Origin of the sequence: Streptomyces formicae, assembly GCF_002556545.1 — a bacterium.
Lineage (GTDB): Bacteria > Actinomycetota > Actinomycetes > Streptomycetales > Streptomycetaceae > Streptomyces > Streptomyces formicae_A.
The window spans coordinates 3952177-3967543 of sequence record NZ_CP022685.1 but is presented as its reverse complement, the minus strand read 5'-3'; the positions used below and the strand labels follow the sequence as shown (position 1 = coordinate 3967543).

At 72.7% G+C, this 15367-nt stretch carries 13 protein-coding genes; 7 read left to right on the top strand and 6 right to left on the bottom strand.

Features of this window, described 5'->3' with window-relative positions; translation table 11 throughout:
• Window positions 1–23 precede the first annotated feature (23 nt).
• The gene (locus KY5_RS16985) at window positions 24–1220 is read left to right on the top strand and encodes a serine hydrolase domain-containing protein (protein WP_098243046.1); all 1197 of its coding nucleotides are present in this window, start codon (window positions 24–26) and stop codon (window positions 1218–1220) included.
• Here KY5_RS16985 and KY5_RS16980 read toward each other — a convergent pair.
• From KY5_RS16980 to KY5_RS16955, 6 genes are all read right to left on the bottom strand, one after another.
• Window positions 1165–2481 carry an MFS transporter gene (locus KY5_RS16980; protein WP_234362754.1) on the bottom strand — a complete coding sequence of 439 codons (1317 nt, stop codon included), beginning with the start codon at window positions 2479–2481 and terminating at the stop codon, window positions 1165–1167. The two genes, KY5_RS16985 and KY5_RS16980, sit on opposite strands and share 56 nt — an antisense overlap.
• A 206-nt stretch (window positions 2482–2687) precedes the next feature.
• Complete coding sequence (locus KY5_RS16975) at window positions 2688–3539, bottom strand: DMT family transporter (RefSeq protein WP_098243045.1); 852 nt, start codon at window positions 3537–3539, stop codon at window positions 2688–2690.
• Window positions 3536–4033, bottom strand: coding sequence for a YbaK/EbsC family protein (locus KY5_RS16970; protein ID WP_098243044.1), 498 nt, complete (start codon window positions 4031–4033; stop codon window positions 3536–3538). Before KY5_RS16970 ends, KY5_RS16975 begins: the two co-directional genes overlap by 4 nt.
• Before the next feature lie 150 nt (window positions 4034–4183).
• Window positions 4184–5908: a penicillin-binding transpeptidase domain-containing protein gene (locus KY5_RS16965; RefSeq protein WP_418952787.1), complete on the bottom strand. Its 1725-nt coding sequence runs from the start codon at window positions 5906–5908 to the stop codon at window positions 4184–4186.
• 116 nt (window positions 5909–6024) lie between these two features.
• A complete protein-coding gene (locus KY5_RS16960; protein ID WP_098243043.1) occupies window positions 6025–7656 on the bottom strand; it encodes a penicillin-binding transpeptidase domain-containing protein in 1632 nt (543 codons plus the stop codon).
• A 112-nt stretch (window positions 7657–7768) separates the two neighbouring features.
• Window positions 7769–9505 (bottom strand): dolichyl-phosphate-mannose--protein mannosyltransferase, encoded by a 1737-nt coding sequence (locus KY5_RS16955; RefSeq protein ID WP_098243042.1) that lies wholly within the window; start codon window positions 9503–9505, stop codon window positions 7769–7771.
• 62 nt (window positions 9506–9567) lie between these two features.
• On the opposite strand from KY5_RS16955, the gene rsmI reads away from it, so the two are divergent.
• The 6 genes from rsmI to KY5_RS16925 all read left to right on the top strand — a co-directional run bounded on the left by rsmI (window position 9568) and on the right by KY5_RS16925 (window position 15324).
• The gene (gene rsmI / locus KY5_RS16950; protein WP_098243041.1) at window positions 9568–10464 is read left to right on the top strand and encodes a 16S rRNA (cytidine(1402)-2'-O)-methyltransferase; all 897 of its coding nucleotides are present in this window, start codon (window positions 9568–9570) and stop codon (window positions 10462–10464) included.
• Window positions 10465–10662: 198 nt separating this feature from the next.
• Complete coding sequence (locus tag KY5_RS16945; RefSeq protein WP_098243040.1) at window positions 10663–11091, top strand: hypothetical protein; 429 nt, start codon at window positions 10663–10665, stop codon at window positions 11089–11091.
• A gap of 66 nt (window positions 11092–11157) precedes the next feature.
• Entirely contained in the window at window positions 11158–12039 is an 882-nt protein-coding gene (locus KY5_RS16940; protein ID WP_098243039.1) for a TatD family hydrolase, read from the top strand.
• Window positions 12040–12174: 135 nt separating this feature from the next.
• Entirely contained in the window at window positions 12175–13434 is a 1260-nt protein-coding gene (locus KY5_RS16935) for a ubiquitin-like domain-containing protein (protein ID WP_418952786.1), read from the top strand.
• A gap of 139 nt (window positions 13435–13573) precedes the next feature.
• The gene (gene rsmA, locus KY5_RS16930; RefSeq protein ID WP_098243038.1) at window positions 13574–14440 is read left to right on the top strand and encodes a 16S rRNA (adenine(1518)-N(6)/adenine(1519)-N(6))-dimethyltransferase RsmA; all 867 of its coding nucleotides are present in this window, start codon (window positions 13574–13576) and stop codon (window positions 14438–14440) included.
• Window positions 14437–15324 carry a 4-(cytidine 5'-diphospho)-2-C-methyl-D-erythritol kinase gene (locus KY5_RS16925; RefSeq protein WP_098243037.1) on the top strand — a complete coding sequence of 296 codons (888 nt, stop codon included), beginning with the start codon at window positions 14437–14439 and terminating at the stop codon, window positions 15322–15324. The genes rsmA and KY5_RS16925 overlap by 4 nt, the downstream gene beginning before the upstream one ends.
• Window positions 15325–15367 lie beyond the last annotated feature (43 nt).

The window sequence follows — 15367 nt, the reverse complement described above, 5'->3', positions numbered from 1 at the left end:
CGGGTGTGGCTGTTGGCCTGTTCATGGACGACGTCATAGGTGGAGTGCACGGCACGGCGGCCGCCGGGTTCGAGGCGGTCAGGGACGCCTTCGTACGCAACTTCGGTGAGCGCGGGGAGCGCGGCGCCGCCGTCACGGTGTACCGGGACGGGCGCAAGGTCGTGGACCTGTGGGGCGGCACGAAGGACGTCGACGGGGTCGCCGACGGGCCCGGGTCCGGGACCGAGCCGTGGGAGCACGGCACCGCCCAGATCGTCCGCTCGGCGACCAAGGGCGTGGCGGCCGCCGCGCTGCTCCTGCTGCACCAGCGCGGGGATCTTGACCTGGACGCCCCCGTCGGCGCGTACTGGCCGGAGTTCAAGGCGCGCGGCAAGGAACACGTCCTGGTCAGGCACGTGCTCGCGCACCGCGCGGGCGTGCCCGCGCTCGACCGTCCGCTGACCCCCACCGAGGCGCTCGACCCGGACCTCGCCGCCGCCGCGGTCGCCGCGCAGGCCCCGTTCTGGGAGCCGGGCACCGGCCACGGCTACCATGCGCACACGTACGGCTGGCTCACCGGCGAGCTGGTGCGGCGCGTGACGGGCAGGCCCGTCGGGGAGTGGATCGCCGCCGAGATCGCGCGGCCGCTCGGGCTCGACCTCTGGGTCGGGCTTCCCGACGCGGAGGCGGCACGGGCGGGCCGGGTGGGCCGGATCGAGCCGCCCGAGGCGGCGGGCGGCCTGCGCGTGCGGCCCAAGCGGAACGTGGCGGACGCGTACGCCGACCCGGCGTCGCTGACCCGCCGTGCCTTCGGGACGATCGACCCCACCCCCGACGAGAACGACCCGGCGTACCGAGCCGCCGCCCTGCCCGCGTCCAACGGCATCGCCACGGCGGACGCCCTGGCCCGCTTCTACGCCGCGCTGATCGGCGAAGTGGACGGCGGCACACGGCTGTTCACGCCGGAGACGGTCGAGGCGGCGAGGGCCGAGGCGTCCGCCGGCCCCGACCGCGTCCTGGTCGTGAACACCCGCTTCGGCCTCGGCTACATGCTGCACGGCGGCGCGTCCCCGCTGCTCGGCCCCGGCTCCTTCGGTCACCCGGGACGCGGTGGTGCGCTCGGCTTCGCCGATCCGGAGTCGGGGGTGGCCTTCGGGTACGTGACCAACGGGCTCGCGAAGGGCGTCACCGCGGATCCCCGGGCCCAGGCGCTGGTGCGGGCGGTCCGCTCGGCCCTCTAGAAGGCGTCGGCAGCGTCCTGCCCAGGCGGGCCAGCGGCGACAGAGCCATCACGACAGGCGAGAGCAGCATCCCCGACGCCGCCACCAGGAGCCCGACGCGGAGGCCGCACTCCTGCGCGAGGAACCCGCCGAGCAGCGAGCCGAGCGGGGCGAGGCCGAGCCCCGCGAACGTGATCGTCGCGGCCGCCCTGCCCTGTAGCCCGTCCGGCGTGACGGCCTGCCGGACGGCCATGACCGTGACGTTCACCAGCTGACCGAACGTACCGAAGACGACGTTGACCGCCAGGAGGGCGGGGAGGGTCACCCCGGCGGGACCGTGCAGCGCGGGCACGCACAGCAGCGCGCCGTCGCCGATCGCCGCCGACGCCACGAGCACCGGGCCGTGTCCGAACCGCCGCGGGAGGCGGGCGGCGAGCAGCGAGCCGATCAGCGCGCCGGGGCCCGTCGCCGCGAGCGCGAGGCCGACGGCGGCGCCCGACAGGTGCAGTTCGCGGGGCAGGAACAGCAGGTAGCAGGTCATCGTGGCGGCCAGGAAGAACTGGAACGCGGCCGACGCGAGACCCACGGCGCGCAGCGACGCGTCACCCGCGACGAAGCGCACACCCTCGTGGATCCGCCGCCGGACGCCGCCCTCGCGCGGCGCGTGCCCGGGGACCGGCTCGCCGCGCCGCATCCGCCGGATCGACAGGAAGGACAGGACGAAGAAGGCCGCACCCGAGGCGGCGCCGACCGCCGCGGAGAGCGACACGAGGACCCCGCCGAGCGCCGGGCCGCCGATCTGCGCGGCCGACCTGCTGCCTTCGAGCGCGCTGTTGCCCGGTACGAGCAGGTCGCGGTCCACGAGCCGGACGAGGGACGCCTGGTAGGCCACGTCGAAGAAGACCGAGAGGGCCCCGACCGCGAAGGCGATCGCGCACAGGACCGGCAGCCCGGGGCCGCCGAGCAGACAGGCCGCGGCGGCACCGCAGAGCGCGAGCGCCCGGCCCGCGTCGGCGAGGACCATGACGGTACGGGTGCGCCGGCGGTCCACCCACGCGCCGACGAGGAGCGAGAGCAGCAGGACCGGCGCCTGGCCCACGGCACGCAGGGCGCCGAGCTGCCCCGCGTCGGCGCCGAGGGTCAGCACGGCGATCAGCGGAAGCACCATCAGGGCGGTGTGCTCGCCGAGTTGGGAGGCGGTCTGCCCGGCCCAGAGCGCGCGGAAGCCGCGGTCACGCCACAGCGAGGGGGCGGGGTACGGGGAGGGGGAGGGGGTCGGCACGGTGCGGTGATCCCTTGGAGGTCGGCCGAGTGCGAGGCCCGCCCGGCCCCGACGCGCCACGGGCGCAAGGGATTTCGGGCAGGGGAGGGCTCGCTGTGCCGCGTCTCAAGGGCGGCACGCGATGACGGGCCGATGACGGCCTACGACGTCAGCGCGTGCTCGGACGACCGGGCATGCCCCTCAACTCCTCGTGGATCACGTGCGGTTCACCCAGCGTGCAGCATCAGCCCGATCCCCGCCACCATCAGGCCCGCGGCGAGCAGTCGCGGCGCCCCGAACCGTTCCTTGAAGAAGACTGCCCCGATCGCGGCACCGACGATGATCGAGGACTCCCGCAGCGCGGAGATCGGCGCGAGGTCCGCCTTCGTCTGGGCCCACAGGACCAGGCCGTACGCGGCGACGGAGAGCGCCGCGCCGAGCAGGCCCACGGCCGCGAACGGTCGGAGCTTCGGGACCAGTTCGGAGCGCCAGCGGTAGGCGGCGTACACGGGGACGGCGATGCCCTCCAGGATCATCAGCCACGCGATGTACCCCATCGAGGACCCCGAGGCGCGGACGCCGAGGCCGTCGACGACCGTGTACGCGGCGATGGAGACGCCCGTGGCGAGCGCGGCGCCGATCGCGGCCCAGTCGGGGCGGCGCCCCGTGCCCCGTATGCCCCACAGGGCGAGCCCGGTCAGGCCCGCGCAGGAGACGGCGACGCCCGCCGCCTGCCAGCCGTCGGGGATCTCGCCCGCGAACACGGCGGCCAGGACGGTGACCACCAGCGGCGCCGTGCCGCGCGCGATCGGGTACGCCTGGCCGAAGTCGCCGAGCTTGAACGACGTCATGAGCAGGGCGTAGTAGCCGACGTGGAGGGCGGCGGAGAGGACCAGGTAGGGCCAGGCCGCCGCGTCGGGCATCGGCACGAAGGGGGCGAGCAGCAGGCCGATCAGGGTGCCGCCGCCGGATATGAGGGTGAAGCCGACGAGTTTGTCGGTGATGTGGTGGGCGATCGCGTTCCAGCACGCGTGGGTGACGGCGGCGAGCAGGACGGCCGCCGCGACCAGCGGGGTCACTTGGCGATCTCGCGCACGTCCACCAGGGCCCCGCCCGCGTGGGCGACCAGCGTCTTGGGCGCCATCGGGAAGACCGCGTAGGGCGTGCCCGCGGCCGCCCACACCACGTCGTGGCCGAGCAGGGAGCGGTCGGCGAGGACGCGGGTCCTGGTGGCGTGGCCAAAGGGCGGTACGCCGCCGATCGCGTATCCGGTGGTCGCGCGGACGACGTCCGCCTTGGCCCGGGTGACCTTCTCGGCCCCGAGCTCCCGCCGCACGAGTTCCAGGTCGACGCGCGAGGCGCCGTCCATCAGGACCAGGACGGGCACGCCGTCCGCCGCGAAGATCAGCGACTTGCAGATCTGACTGAGCTCACAGCCGATGGCCGCCGCGGCCTCCTGCGCGGTGCGGGTCTGCTCCGGGAACCGGCGGACCTCGGAAACGAGCTCGCCGAGCCCCAGCTCCCGCAGGGCCTCGGCGAAACGGGGGTGGACGGAGGTTTCAGTAGCGCTCATGCCCGGCACGCTAGCGGTCGGTGTACGGGGCACGCGACCGGTTAGCGCCCCGAAGGGGCGCGGGGAACCGCGCGACCGGCCACGACCCACCCGCGGACAGCACGCCCAGCCGTCGAACCGCCCAGCCGCCCAGCCGCCCGCAGGGCTCCGTCAGCCCCCGGCCAGCAACATCGCCCGCACCACGGGCCCCGCCGAGTCGCCGCCGTGGCCGCCCTCCTGGACCACCGCGGCCGCCGCCAGGTCGCCCCGGTAGGCGGTGAACCAGCCGTTGGGCTTCTTCTGGCCGTCGACCTCTGCGGAGCCGGTCTTCGCGCCCATGTCGGAGCCGAGGCCGGACATCGGCTTCACGGCCGTGCCCGAGGTCGCGGTGTAGTGCATCAGGTCGCGCACCGCCGAGGCCGTCGAGCCGGACATCTTGCGGGAGGCGGTCGCCAGCGTGCGGTCGTCGAGGTCGGGCGAGACCAGGTAGGGCTGCTTGAACGTGCCCGACTTCACCGTCGCCGAGACCGACGCCATGTTCAACGGGTTCATCCGCACGCCGCCCTGCCCGATGAGCGACGCGGCCATCTGCGCGTCGCTCTGCACCGGCACCGCGCCGTCGAAGGTCGGGACGCCGATCGACCAGTTGTCGCGGCCGAGTCCGAAGACCTCCTGGGCCTGCTTGGTCAGGGAGTCGTCCTGCAGCTTCTTGGCCTGGCTGATGAAGGCCGTGTTGCACGAGCGCGCGAAGCTCGCACGGAACGTGCCGCCCTTGATCTCGAACTTGTCGTCGTTCTGGAACTTCCAGCCGCCGTACGTCTCGTACTTGGGGCACGGGTGCTTCTTGTCGACCCCGGCCAGCTTCTTCTCCAGGAGCATCGACGCGCTGATGACCTTCATCGTGGAGCCGGGCGCGATCGACCCCTGGAAGGCCGTGTTGAAGCCGGTGGGGGTGGAGTTGGCGGCGGCCAGGATCTCGCCCGTGCTCGGCTTGACGACGGCGACGGAGGCGCGCTGCCGCTTGGCCGTCTCGCGCTCGGCGGCGGCCTGGAGGGAGCCGCTGAACGTGGTCTTCAGGGTGCCGGGAGTGCCGGGGGCGAGCGTCAGGAGCGTCTTGTCGGGCGTGGACTTCGCGTCGTCCTTCTTGGCGGTCGCGCCGGTCGCGCCCTTCTTCTTTGCGCTGTCCGCCCGCACCACGCGCAGCTCGATCCCCGCCTTGCCGCCCGCCTTCTTGCCGTACTTCTCGCGCAGACCGTCCAGGACCGTCCCGAGCGAGGGGTACTTGGCCGCCGTCAGCTCGGCCCCGTCGCGGTCCACGGCCTTGATCGGAGGGTCGCCCGCCTCACCGGTGACCAGGCGGTCGCCGTCCTTCAGCTCCGGGTGCAGCACGGCGGGGCGCCAGTCGACCAGCGTCTTGCCGTCGCTCTTCCGGCGCACGACGCCGAGCTCGGACTCGTAGGCGAGGGGCTTCTTCTTTCCCTCGTACGAGACCGTGGCCGCCGCCTTGAACGGCACGTCGGCGCCCGACCGCCTGCCCGGGGTCAGCTTCACCTCGGAGAGACGGCCCTCCTTGGCGTACGAGGTCAGGGCCTTCTCCGCGGCGGCGCGGTCGTCGGTGAGCGCGGCAGCTCCCGCCGCGTCGCCCTTGGCCCAGGCGGCGAGGAACGCCTTCGCGGTGCCGTGCACCTCGGCAGCGGTGGGCGGCCCGGAGGCCACCGGCTTGTCGTCGACGCTGGATCCGCCGGAGCCGGACTCCGAGCCGCCGGACAGCGCGAACGCGGTGGCCCCCACGGCGCACACGACGACGGCCGCGGCCCCGCCGAGCACACCGGGGTGCACCTTGCCGTTCTTGATGCCGACGCTTCTGCGCTCGACGGCGCGCCTTCGCTTGCCCACAAACCCTCCGCAGTTCCCCAGAACCCCCGGCTCCTCACCGGAAGGCCACCTTAGAGGCGCTCGGAGAAGCCCTTGACCACTTCTTCACCTGGCCGGGCGAGGGCCCGACCGACCTATTACCCTGCGCGCAGCACCGCCGCCACGATCGGCCCCGCCGCGTCGCCGCCGTGCCCGCCCTCCTGGGTCATCGCGGCCGCCGCGACGTCACCGCGGTAGCCGGTGAACCAGCTGTCGGACTTCTCCCTGCCGTCGACCTCGGCGGAGCCCGTCTTCGCGCCGATGTCACCGGGGAGCCCCGCCATGGCGCGCGCCCCGGTCCCGCTGACCGCCGTGCGGCGCATCATGGCGCGCAGCTGCTGCACGGTGGAGGGGGACAGGCCGCGGGCCGTGGCGAGGTCGCGGTCGTCCAGGGACTTGGGGACGATCACCGGCTGGTGGAAGGCGCCCGTGATCGCGGTGGCCGTGACCGACGCCATGTTCAGCGGGCTCATCTGGACCTGTCCCTGGCCGATGGCGTTCGCCGCGCGGTCGGGGCCGCCGGACGCGGGCACCGAGCCGTCGAACGAGGGGATGCCGACCTTCCAGTTGTCCTGGCCCAGGCCGAAGTTGTTCTGCGCCTCGTCGGTCAGCGAGGAGTCGGTGAGGCCCTCCTCGTCGATCAGCTTCACGAAGGCCGTGTTGCAGGAGCGCGCGAAGCTCTCGGAGAACGTCGCCTTCTCGTTCGCCGTCATGCCCTTGAGGTTGTGGAACGTCTGGCTCTGCCAGGTCGCCGTGTCGGGGCAGGGCGCCGCGCCACCGGCCTTGGTGACGCCCTTGTCGATGAGCATCGCCGCCGAGAGGATCTTCATGGTCGAGCCGGGGGCCACCTTGCCCTGGAACGCGGCGTTGAACGCGTCCTCGCGGTTGTTGGCGACCCCGAGGATCTCGCCGGTGCTCGGCTTCACCGCCACCACGGACGACTCCCCGTAGCGAAGGACCGCGCGCTCCGCCGCCTTCTGCACGCCCGCGCTGAGCGTGGTGGGCAGCTTGCCGGGCCTGCCCTTGGAGAGGCTGAGCAGCGTGCGGGTCCCCGCGTCCTCGTTCTCGTGCTGGACGTACAGCTCGACGCCCGGCTTGCCGCCCGCCTGATCGCCGTACTTCGCCCGCAGCTGGTCCAGGATCGGGCCGAGCGAGGGGTACTCCTTCTTGGTCAGGACGACGCCCGCGCGGTCCACCGCCTCGATGGGCGGCGTCGCCGCCTCGCCGGTCACGAGGGTGTCGCCCCGCTCCAGGGAGGGGTGCACGACGGCGGCCGACCAGTCGACGAGCGCCCGCCCGGTGGTCTTGCCGCGCACGACGGTGAGCTGCGAGTCGTAGGCGAGGGGCTTGTTCTTCCCCTTGTACGACACCGTGGCCGACACGGAGAACGGCACGCGCGCGCCGCTCGCCTCCTTCGGCGTGAGCTTCACCTTCGTCAGGTGCGCGTCCTCGCGGTAGCCGGTCAGGAGCTTCCTGGCGTCGGCGGAGTTGTTCGTGTACCCCGAGGCCCCGTCCGCGTCCCCCTTGGCCCAGGCCGCGAGGAACTTCTGCGACACCTCGCGGATCTCGTCGTCCGACGGCGGTCCCTTCCGTACGGCGGCGGGTCCCGCGCCCGACGAACCGCCGCCTCCGCTGAGTCCGTTCACCAGGTTGTACGCGCCGTAGCCCGCACCCCCCACCATGACGGTGAAGACCCCGCCGACCAGAGCGGCCTTTACTCCTTTGCGCACGATGCGCTCCCCTCCCCAGGAGCCTTCCCGAACGTATTCGGGAAGGGTGTTCGCCCTGAACCCTAAGGGGGCGGAGGTGGGGAGAGTGGCTGCCGTTATCCGAAGGTGTCCATTACACCCACGTATCGAGCCACATTCGGGACCGCCAGGAATCGATGGGGATGGCGGTGCCGGTGTGGATCGGCCAGAAATAGATGAAATTCCAGAAGACGAGCAGCACCAGGACGCCGGAGCTCGCGGCGCCCACGATCCGGCGGCGCTCGCTCGATCCCGGCGGTCCGAGAATCGCGCCGATCATCATGGCGAGGGCGAGGCACAGGAACGGCACGAAGACGACCGCGTAGAAGTAGAAGATCGTCCGCTCCTGGTAGAAGAACCAGGGCAGATATCCGGCCGCGACCCCGCACAGGATCGCCCCGGCCCGCCAGTCGCGGCGGAACACCCACCGCCACAGGACGTAGAGCAGCGCGAACGCGGCCGCCCACCACAGCAGCGGGGTGCCGAGCGCGAGGACCTCGCGGGCGCACTTCTCGGTGGTGCCGACGGGGCAGCCGTCCTTGCCGGGCAGCGGCGACTCGTAGAAGTACGAGACGGGGCGGCCGTCGACGATCCAGCTCCACGGGTTGGACTGGTAGGTGTGCGGCGAGGACAGGCCCACGTGGAACTCGTAGACCGCGTGCTCGTAGTGCCACAGGCTGCGCACCCAGTCGGGCAGCCAGGTCCAGCGGCCGCCCTGCCCGTCGGTCGCCGCCCAGTCGCGGTAGTAGCCGCCGGTGCCGTCGGTCGGCGAGAGGATCCAGCCGAGCCAGGAGACCACGTAGACGGCGATCGCCACCGGCACCGTGGAGACGAACGCGGGGAGCACGTCCCGCTTCAGGACCGCGCGGTAGGGCCGCGACGCCCCGGCGACCCGGCGCGCGCCGACGTCCCAGAACACGGTCATCAGGCAGAGCAGGACCAGCACGTACAGGCCGTTCCACTTGGTCCCGAACGCGAGCCCGAGACAGAGCCCGGCCGCCCACCGCCAGGGCCGCCAGCCAAGGCGCACCGTCTCGGCGACGTACGCGTCGGGGCGTACGCGCCCGTCCTCGTCGGTCGGCAGCGCGGCCGCCAGTCGCGCGCGCGCCTTGTCCCTGTCGATCAGGAAGCAGCCGAAGGCGGCGAGCACGAAGAACATCAGGACCTGGTCGAGCAGCGCGGTGCGGCTCATCACGAAGTGCAGGCCGTCCACGGCGAGCAGCGCGCCCGCCAGGCACCCGAGGAACGTCGAGCGGAACAGGCGACGGCCGATCCGGCACAGCATCAGGATCGACAGGGTGCCGAGCACCGCCGTCATGAAGCGCCAGCCGAACGGGTCGAAGCCGAACATCCATTCGCCGATGCCGATCACGTACTTGCCGACCGGCGGATGCACCACGTAGGCCGCGTCGTGCGGGATCGCGATGTCGCTGCCCTGCCGCAGCACATCGTCGTTGATCTTGTCGGGCCAGCTGGTCTCGAAGCCGCGGTGGATGAGCGACCAGGCGTCCTTCGCGTAGTACGTCTCGTCGAATATCACGGCCTTCGGATTGCCGAGGTTCCAGAACCGCAGCACGCCCGCGACCAGCGTGATCAGCAGCGGCCCCACCCAGCCCGACCAGCGCACCACCTGCTCCGCGGCCGTCCTCGGCACGCCGAGCATCAGCCACAGACGGGGGCTCGGCTCGGTGTACGGGGGCACGAGGCGTGCCGTGACGTCCTCTCTGGGCCGCGCCACATGGCCGAATCGGCGCAGCCGCCGCTGCCAGGAAGGCTGCTCCTCGGCTGCCTGGCCCTCGCGGGTGTCCGGGGAAGACGCGGTACTGGTCACCGCGCCATCGTAGGGAACCAGACTGTGCGAGTCCCGTCCCTGGTCCCTGCGAGGATGGAACAGTGACAGGAAGCGCTGATTCCCCCGGAACCCTCGTACTGGCAGGCACGCCGATCGGTGATGTCGCCGACGCGCCGCCCCGGCTCGCCACCGAGCTGGCCTCTGCCGATGTCGTCGCCGCGGAGGACACCCGCAGGCTGCGCCGCCTCACCCAGGCACTCGGGGTGCAGGTCGGAGGCCGTGTCGTCTCCTACTTCGAGGGCAACGAGTCGGCGCGTACGCCCGAGCTGGTCGAGGCCCTGGTGGGCGGCGCGCGCGTGCTGCTCGTGACGGACGCGGGGATGCCGTCGGTGTCCGACCCCGGGTACCGCCTCGTCGCGGCCGCCGTGGAGCGGGACGTGCGCGTGACCGCGGTGCCGGGCCCCTCCGCGGTGCTCACCGCGCTCGCCCTCTCCGGCCTGCCCGTGGACCGCTTCTGCTTCGAGGGCTTCCTGCCGCGCAAGGCGGGCGAGCGGCTCTCCCGCCTGAAGGACGTCGCCGATGACCGCAGGACCCTCGTCTACTTCGAGGCCCCGCACCGCATCGACGACACCCTCGCCGCGATGGCCGAGGCGTTCGGCGAGGAGCGCAGGGCCGCGGTCTGCCGCGAGCTGACCAAGACGTACGAGGAGGTCAAGCGCGGTTCCCTCAAGGAACTGGCCCAGTGGGCCGCCGACGGCGTGCGCGGCGAGATCACCGTCGTCGTCGAGGGCGCCCCGGAGAAGAGCGCGGGCGAGACCGGGCCCGACGAGCTGGTGCGCCGGGTGCGGGTGCGCGAGGAGGCGGGCGAGCGGCGGAAGGAAGCGATCGCCGCCGTCGCCGCGGAAGCGGGCCTTCCCAAGCGGGCGGTCTTCGATGCCGTCGTAGCGGCAAAGAATGCGGATCGCGCAGCCCCATCGGAGAGCAAAGGACTATCGTAAAAGGCAAAGTGCGGGCCGCGCACCAGGGCTCTTTCCTAAGGAAAGGCCAAAACGGCTCCAATGCTCGACAGGTCTGATGCGTCGGCTCCGGGAAAGGCGTCCACTGGTTGAAGGGACGCACCCGTCCCCACGCTGCCGGTTCCGGGTCCTGCCCGGACCTCGGTAGCGCTTGTCCCTCGGACAAGAGGAGCAGCTGGCATGAGTGAGATCGCAGACACCGGCCACCACACCACGGCGATCAATGTCGTTCACGAGTCGTACGCCTTCGCCTGTATGCGATGCGGACACGGCTGGGAGCAGTCGTACGAAATCGAGCACCACATCGACGCCAAGGGTCAGGAATTCGTGACGTACCTGGCGGACGGCCAGCGCGTGCCGTCGCCGCTGACCCGGCCCACCTGTCTGAACTGTGGCGGCCACGTCGTGCGGATCATGCGGGCGGGGCAGGTCTCGTCGGTACTGAGCCTGATGCACCGTCATCACAAGCCCGGCGACCCCGGCGCGGAGGGGGCCGAGGAGTGCGAGGCGAAGGCGCGCGCCAGCATGGAGCGGGAGCGGGCGCGCAAGGAGCACCACTGGCACCTGTCGGACCTGTTGCATCCGTTCCAGCACCGCAAGGGGGCGTGAACCGGGACCGGGGGGCTCCCGAAGGGGCGTGAGCCCGGGCGGGCGCGGGTTCGTAGGATCGGGGGCATGCCTTCGAACGACGCCGACAAGAACACCGCGCCGCCCCCGCCCGAACCGCTGCGGGTGGCGGTCGCCGATTCCCACACCCACCTCGATATGCAGTCGGGGACGGTGTCCGAGGCACTCGCCAAGGCCGCCGCGGTGGGCGTCACCACGGTCGTGCAGGTGGGCTGTGACGTCCGCGGCTCCCAGTGGGCCGCGGACACGGCGGCGGAGCACGAGGCGGTGCACGCCGCCGTCGCCCTGCACCCGAACGAGGCCCCCCGCATCGTCCACGGGGACCCCGACGGATGGTCCCGGCAGGGGGCCCGCGCCGGGGGCGGCGACTCCGCGCTCGACGAGGCGCTCGCCGAGATCGACCGGCTCGCCGCCCTGCCGCACGTCCTCGGCGTCGGCGAGAGTGGCCTCGACCACTTCCGCACGGGGCCCGAGGGCATGGCCGCCCAGGAACGGTCCTTCCGCGCCCACATCGAGATCGCCAAGCGGCACGGCAAGGCGCTCGTCATCCACGATCGCGAGGCGCACGAGGACGTGCTACGGGTCCTGAAGGAGGAGGGCGCCCCGGAGCGCACCGTCTTCCACTGCTACTCGGGCGACGCCGACATGGCCCGGATCTGCGCCGAGCACGGCTACTTCATGTCCTTCGCGGGCAACGTCACCTTCAAGAACGCGCAGCCCCTGCGGGACGCCCTGGCCGTCGCGCCCCTCGAACTCGTGCTCGTGGAGACCGACGCGCCCTTCCTCACGCCGGTCCCGTACCGCGGACGGCCCAACGCGCCGTATCTCATTCCGGTCACGCTGCGCGCCATGGCCGCGGTCCGCGGCATCGACGAGGACGCCATGGCCACCGCCGTCTCGGCGAACACGGCACGCGCTTTTGATTACTGACCGATAACGGCACGAGCCCCCAGGTGGGGGACACCCCAGGGCAACACCGCGACACAGCGTAGCGGCCCCGCTTTGGAGAGTGACGAGAGCTCCGCTAGGTTCTGTCCGCCCGGTCCGGACCCCTGGAGCGTCATCGTGAGCAGTCCGCAGTACGAGACGTATGAGCCGTACGACGTGGCCGCCGTGCCCTTTGACGGGGCGGGCGGTGCGGGCGAGGCCCGGTTGCCCCGGCAGGCCGGTGGCGGGCAGGCCGGTGGCGGGCGCGCCGAGGCCCGGCGGGCCGCGCGCCGCAAGAAGACCTCGGACCGGCCCGATTCCCTGCGGCGGCTGGTGCCGCAGGCCCTCGTCGTCGCCTTCCTCGCCGGTGGCACCTCCGCCTTCGTCGCCAACGACAAGGCCATCCAGCTCAGCGTCGACGGCAAGCCCCGCACCCTGCACACCTTCGCGGACGACGTCGGTGAGCTCCTCGCCGACGAGGGCGTGGACGTCGGCGCCCACGACATCGTGGCGCCCGCCGCCGATGCCGCGCTCGCCAGCGGGGACGAGATCGCCGTCCGGTACGGCAGGCCCGTCCACCTCACCCTCGACGGGGAGCGGCGCCAGGTGTGGACCACCGCGCACACGGTGGACGGGGCGCTGCGGCAGCTCGGGGTCCGCGCGGAGGGCGCGCACCTGTCGGCCTCGCGCAGTCGGCGCATCGACCGGGACGGGCTCGACCTCGACGTCCGCACGGAACGGACCGTCACGATCATGGCGGACGGGCGGGAGCGGACCATCCGTACGAACGCGGCGACCGTGTGGGAGGCCGTCGAGGAGTCCGGGGTGACGCTGCACGGGCAGGACTCGACGTCGGTGCCGCCGACGAGTTTTCCGCGCGACGGGCAGACGGTGACCGTCATGCGGATCTCCGGCAAGAAGGAGGTCCGCGAGGAGCCGATCCCCTTCGACGTCGAGAAGACCGAGGACGCGTCGCTCTTCCGGGGGACGGAGGTCGTGGCGCAGGCGGGGCGGCAGGGGGCGCGACGGGTCACGTACGCGCTGCGGACGGTCAACGGCGTCAAGCAGAAGCCTCGGCGGATCGCGTCGGAGGTGGTGCGTGAGCCCCGGAAGCAGATCGTGAAGGTCGGCACGAAGCAGATGCCGACGGCGGTGGCCGGGGCGGACGACCTGAACTGGTCGTCGCTCGCGCACTGCGAGTCGGGCGGACGGCCTTCGGCGGTGGACGGCTCGGGCACGTACGGCGGCCTCTACCAGTTCGACGCGCGGACGTGGCAGGGGCTGGGCGGGACGGGGCTGCCGCAGGACGCCCCTGCGGAGGAACAGACGTTCCGCGCGAAGAAGCTGTACGTGCAGCGGGGGGCGAGTCCTTGGCCGCACTGTGGACGGCGGTTGTAGTTGGCGCCGACCGTCGCTGCTACCGCTGTGGGCAATCGGCACAGCCCCCGTCGCCGAGGGGCGGAAACGAGGGCATGGGTCACGGTGCGGGTGGAAGGGACGGTGCGGGCCAGCCGGTCGGGACGCTTAACCTGGACCCGTGAGCACTGAGCACGGCGCCCTCCTCGGCCCCGCCGACATCCGCGAACTGGCCGCTGCCCTCGGCGTACGCCCGACCAAGCAGCGCGGCCAGAACTTCGTCATCGACGCCAACACCGTCCGCCGCATCGTCCGCACCGCGGAGGTCCGCCCGGACGACGTCGTCGTCGAGGTCGGCCCCGGGCTCGGATCGCTGACGCTGGCCCTCCTGGAGACCGCAGAGCGCCTCGTCGCGGTCGAGATCGACGACGTGCTCGCGGGGGCCCTGCCCGCGACCATCCAGGCCCGGCTGCCGCAGAAGGCCGACTCCTTCGCGCTCGTGCACAGCGACGCCATGCTGGTGAAGGAACTCCCGGGCGCCGCGCCCACCGCGCTGGTCGCCAACCTGCCGTACAACGTCGCCGTGCCCGTGCTCCTGCACATGCTCGACACCTTCCCGACCATCGAGCGCACGCTCGTGATGGTGCAGGCCGAGGTCGCCGACCGGCTCGCCGCCGGGCCGGGATCGCGGGTCTACGGCGTGCCGTCGGTGAAGGCCGCCTGGTACGCGGAGGTCAAGCGCGCGGGCTCCATCGGCAGGAACGTGTTCTGGCCCGCCCCCAACGTCGACTCGGGCCTCGTGTCGCTGGTGCGGCGTGCCGAGCCGGTGAAGACCACCGCGACGAAGAAGGAAGTGTTCGCCGTCGTCGACGCCGCCTTCGCGCAGCGCAGGAAGACCCTGCGGGCCGCCCTGTCCGGGTGGGCCGGGTCCGCCGCCGCCGCGGAGGCCGCCCTCGTCGCCGCGGGCGTCTCGCCGCAGGCGCGCGGTGAGGCGCTGACCGTGGAGGAGTTCGCGCGCGTCGCCGAGCACAAGGAGGCCGGCGCGTGAGCGTGGCCGTGCGGGTTCCCGCGAAGGTCAACGTGCAGCTCGCGGTGGGCGCCGCGCGTGCCGACGGGTTCCACGACCTGGCCAACGTCTTCCTCGCGGTCGGGCTCTACGACGAGGTGACGGTCGCCCCCGCCGACGAGCTCCGGGTGACGTGCGACGGACCCGGCGCCGACCAGGTCCCCCTCGACCGTACGAACCTGGCCGCGCGCGCCGTCGAGCTCCTCGGCGCGCGGTACGGGATCGCGCCCGACGTGCACATCCACATCGCCAAGGACATTCCCGTCGCGGGCGGCATGGCCGGGGGCAGCGCGGACGGCGCGGGGGCGCTCGTGGCGTGTGACGCGCTGTGGGGGACCGGGGCGTCCCGCGAGGAACTCCTCGACATCTGCGCCGAGTTGGGCAGCGACGTGCCGTTCAGCCTGGTGGGTGGCGCCGCGCTCGGGACCGGGCGCGGCGAGAAGCTGGAGCCGTTGGAGGTCGGGGGCGCTTTTCACTGGGTGTTCGCGGTCGCCGACGGAGGGCTCTCCACGCCCGCCGTCTACCGCGAGTTCGACCGGCTCACGCCCGTCGCGCCCGTGCCCGAAGCCTCGCCCGCGCTGCTCGACGCGCTGCGCGAGGGAGACGTCGAGGCTCTCGCGGGCGCGGTCTCCAACGACCTGCAACCTGCGGCTCTCTCGCTCTTCCCGCCGCTCGCGCGGACGCTCGCGGTGGGGACGTCCGCCGGTGCCCTCGCCGCGCTCGTCTCGGGGTCGGGGCCGACCACCGCGTTCCTGGTGAAGGACGCCGGGGCCGCGGAGGGCGTGGCCGAGGCACTGCTCGCCTCGGGCACCTGTCGTGCCGCCCGCGTCGCCGCATCGCCCGCTCCGGGCGCCGTGGTGCGTTGAGTACTCATCCGCGGATCTGAGTACGGGCGCCCTGATGCCGGAG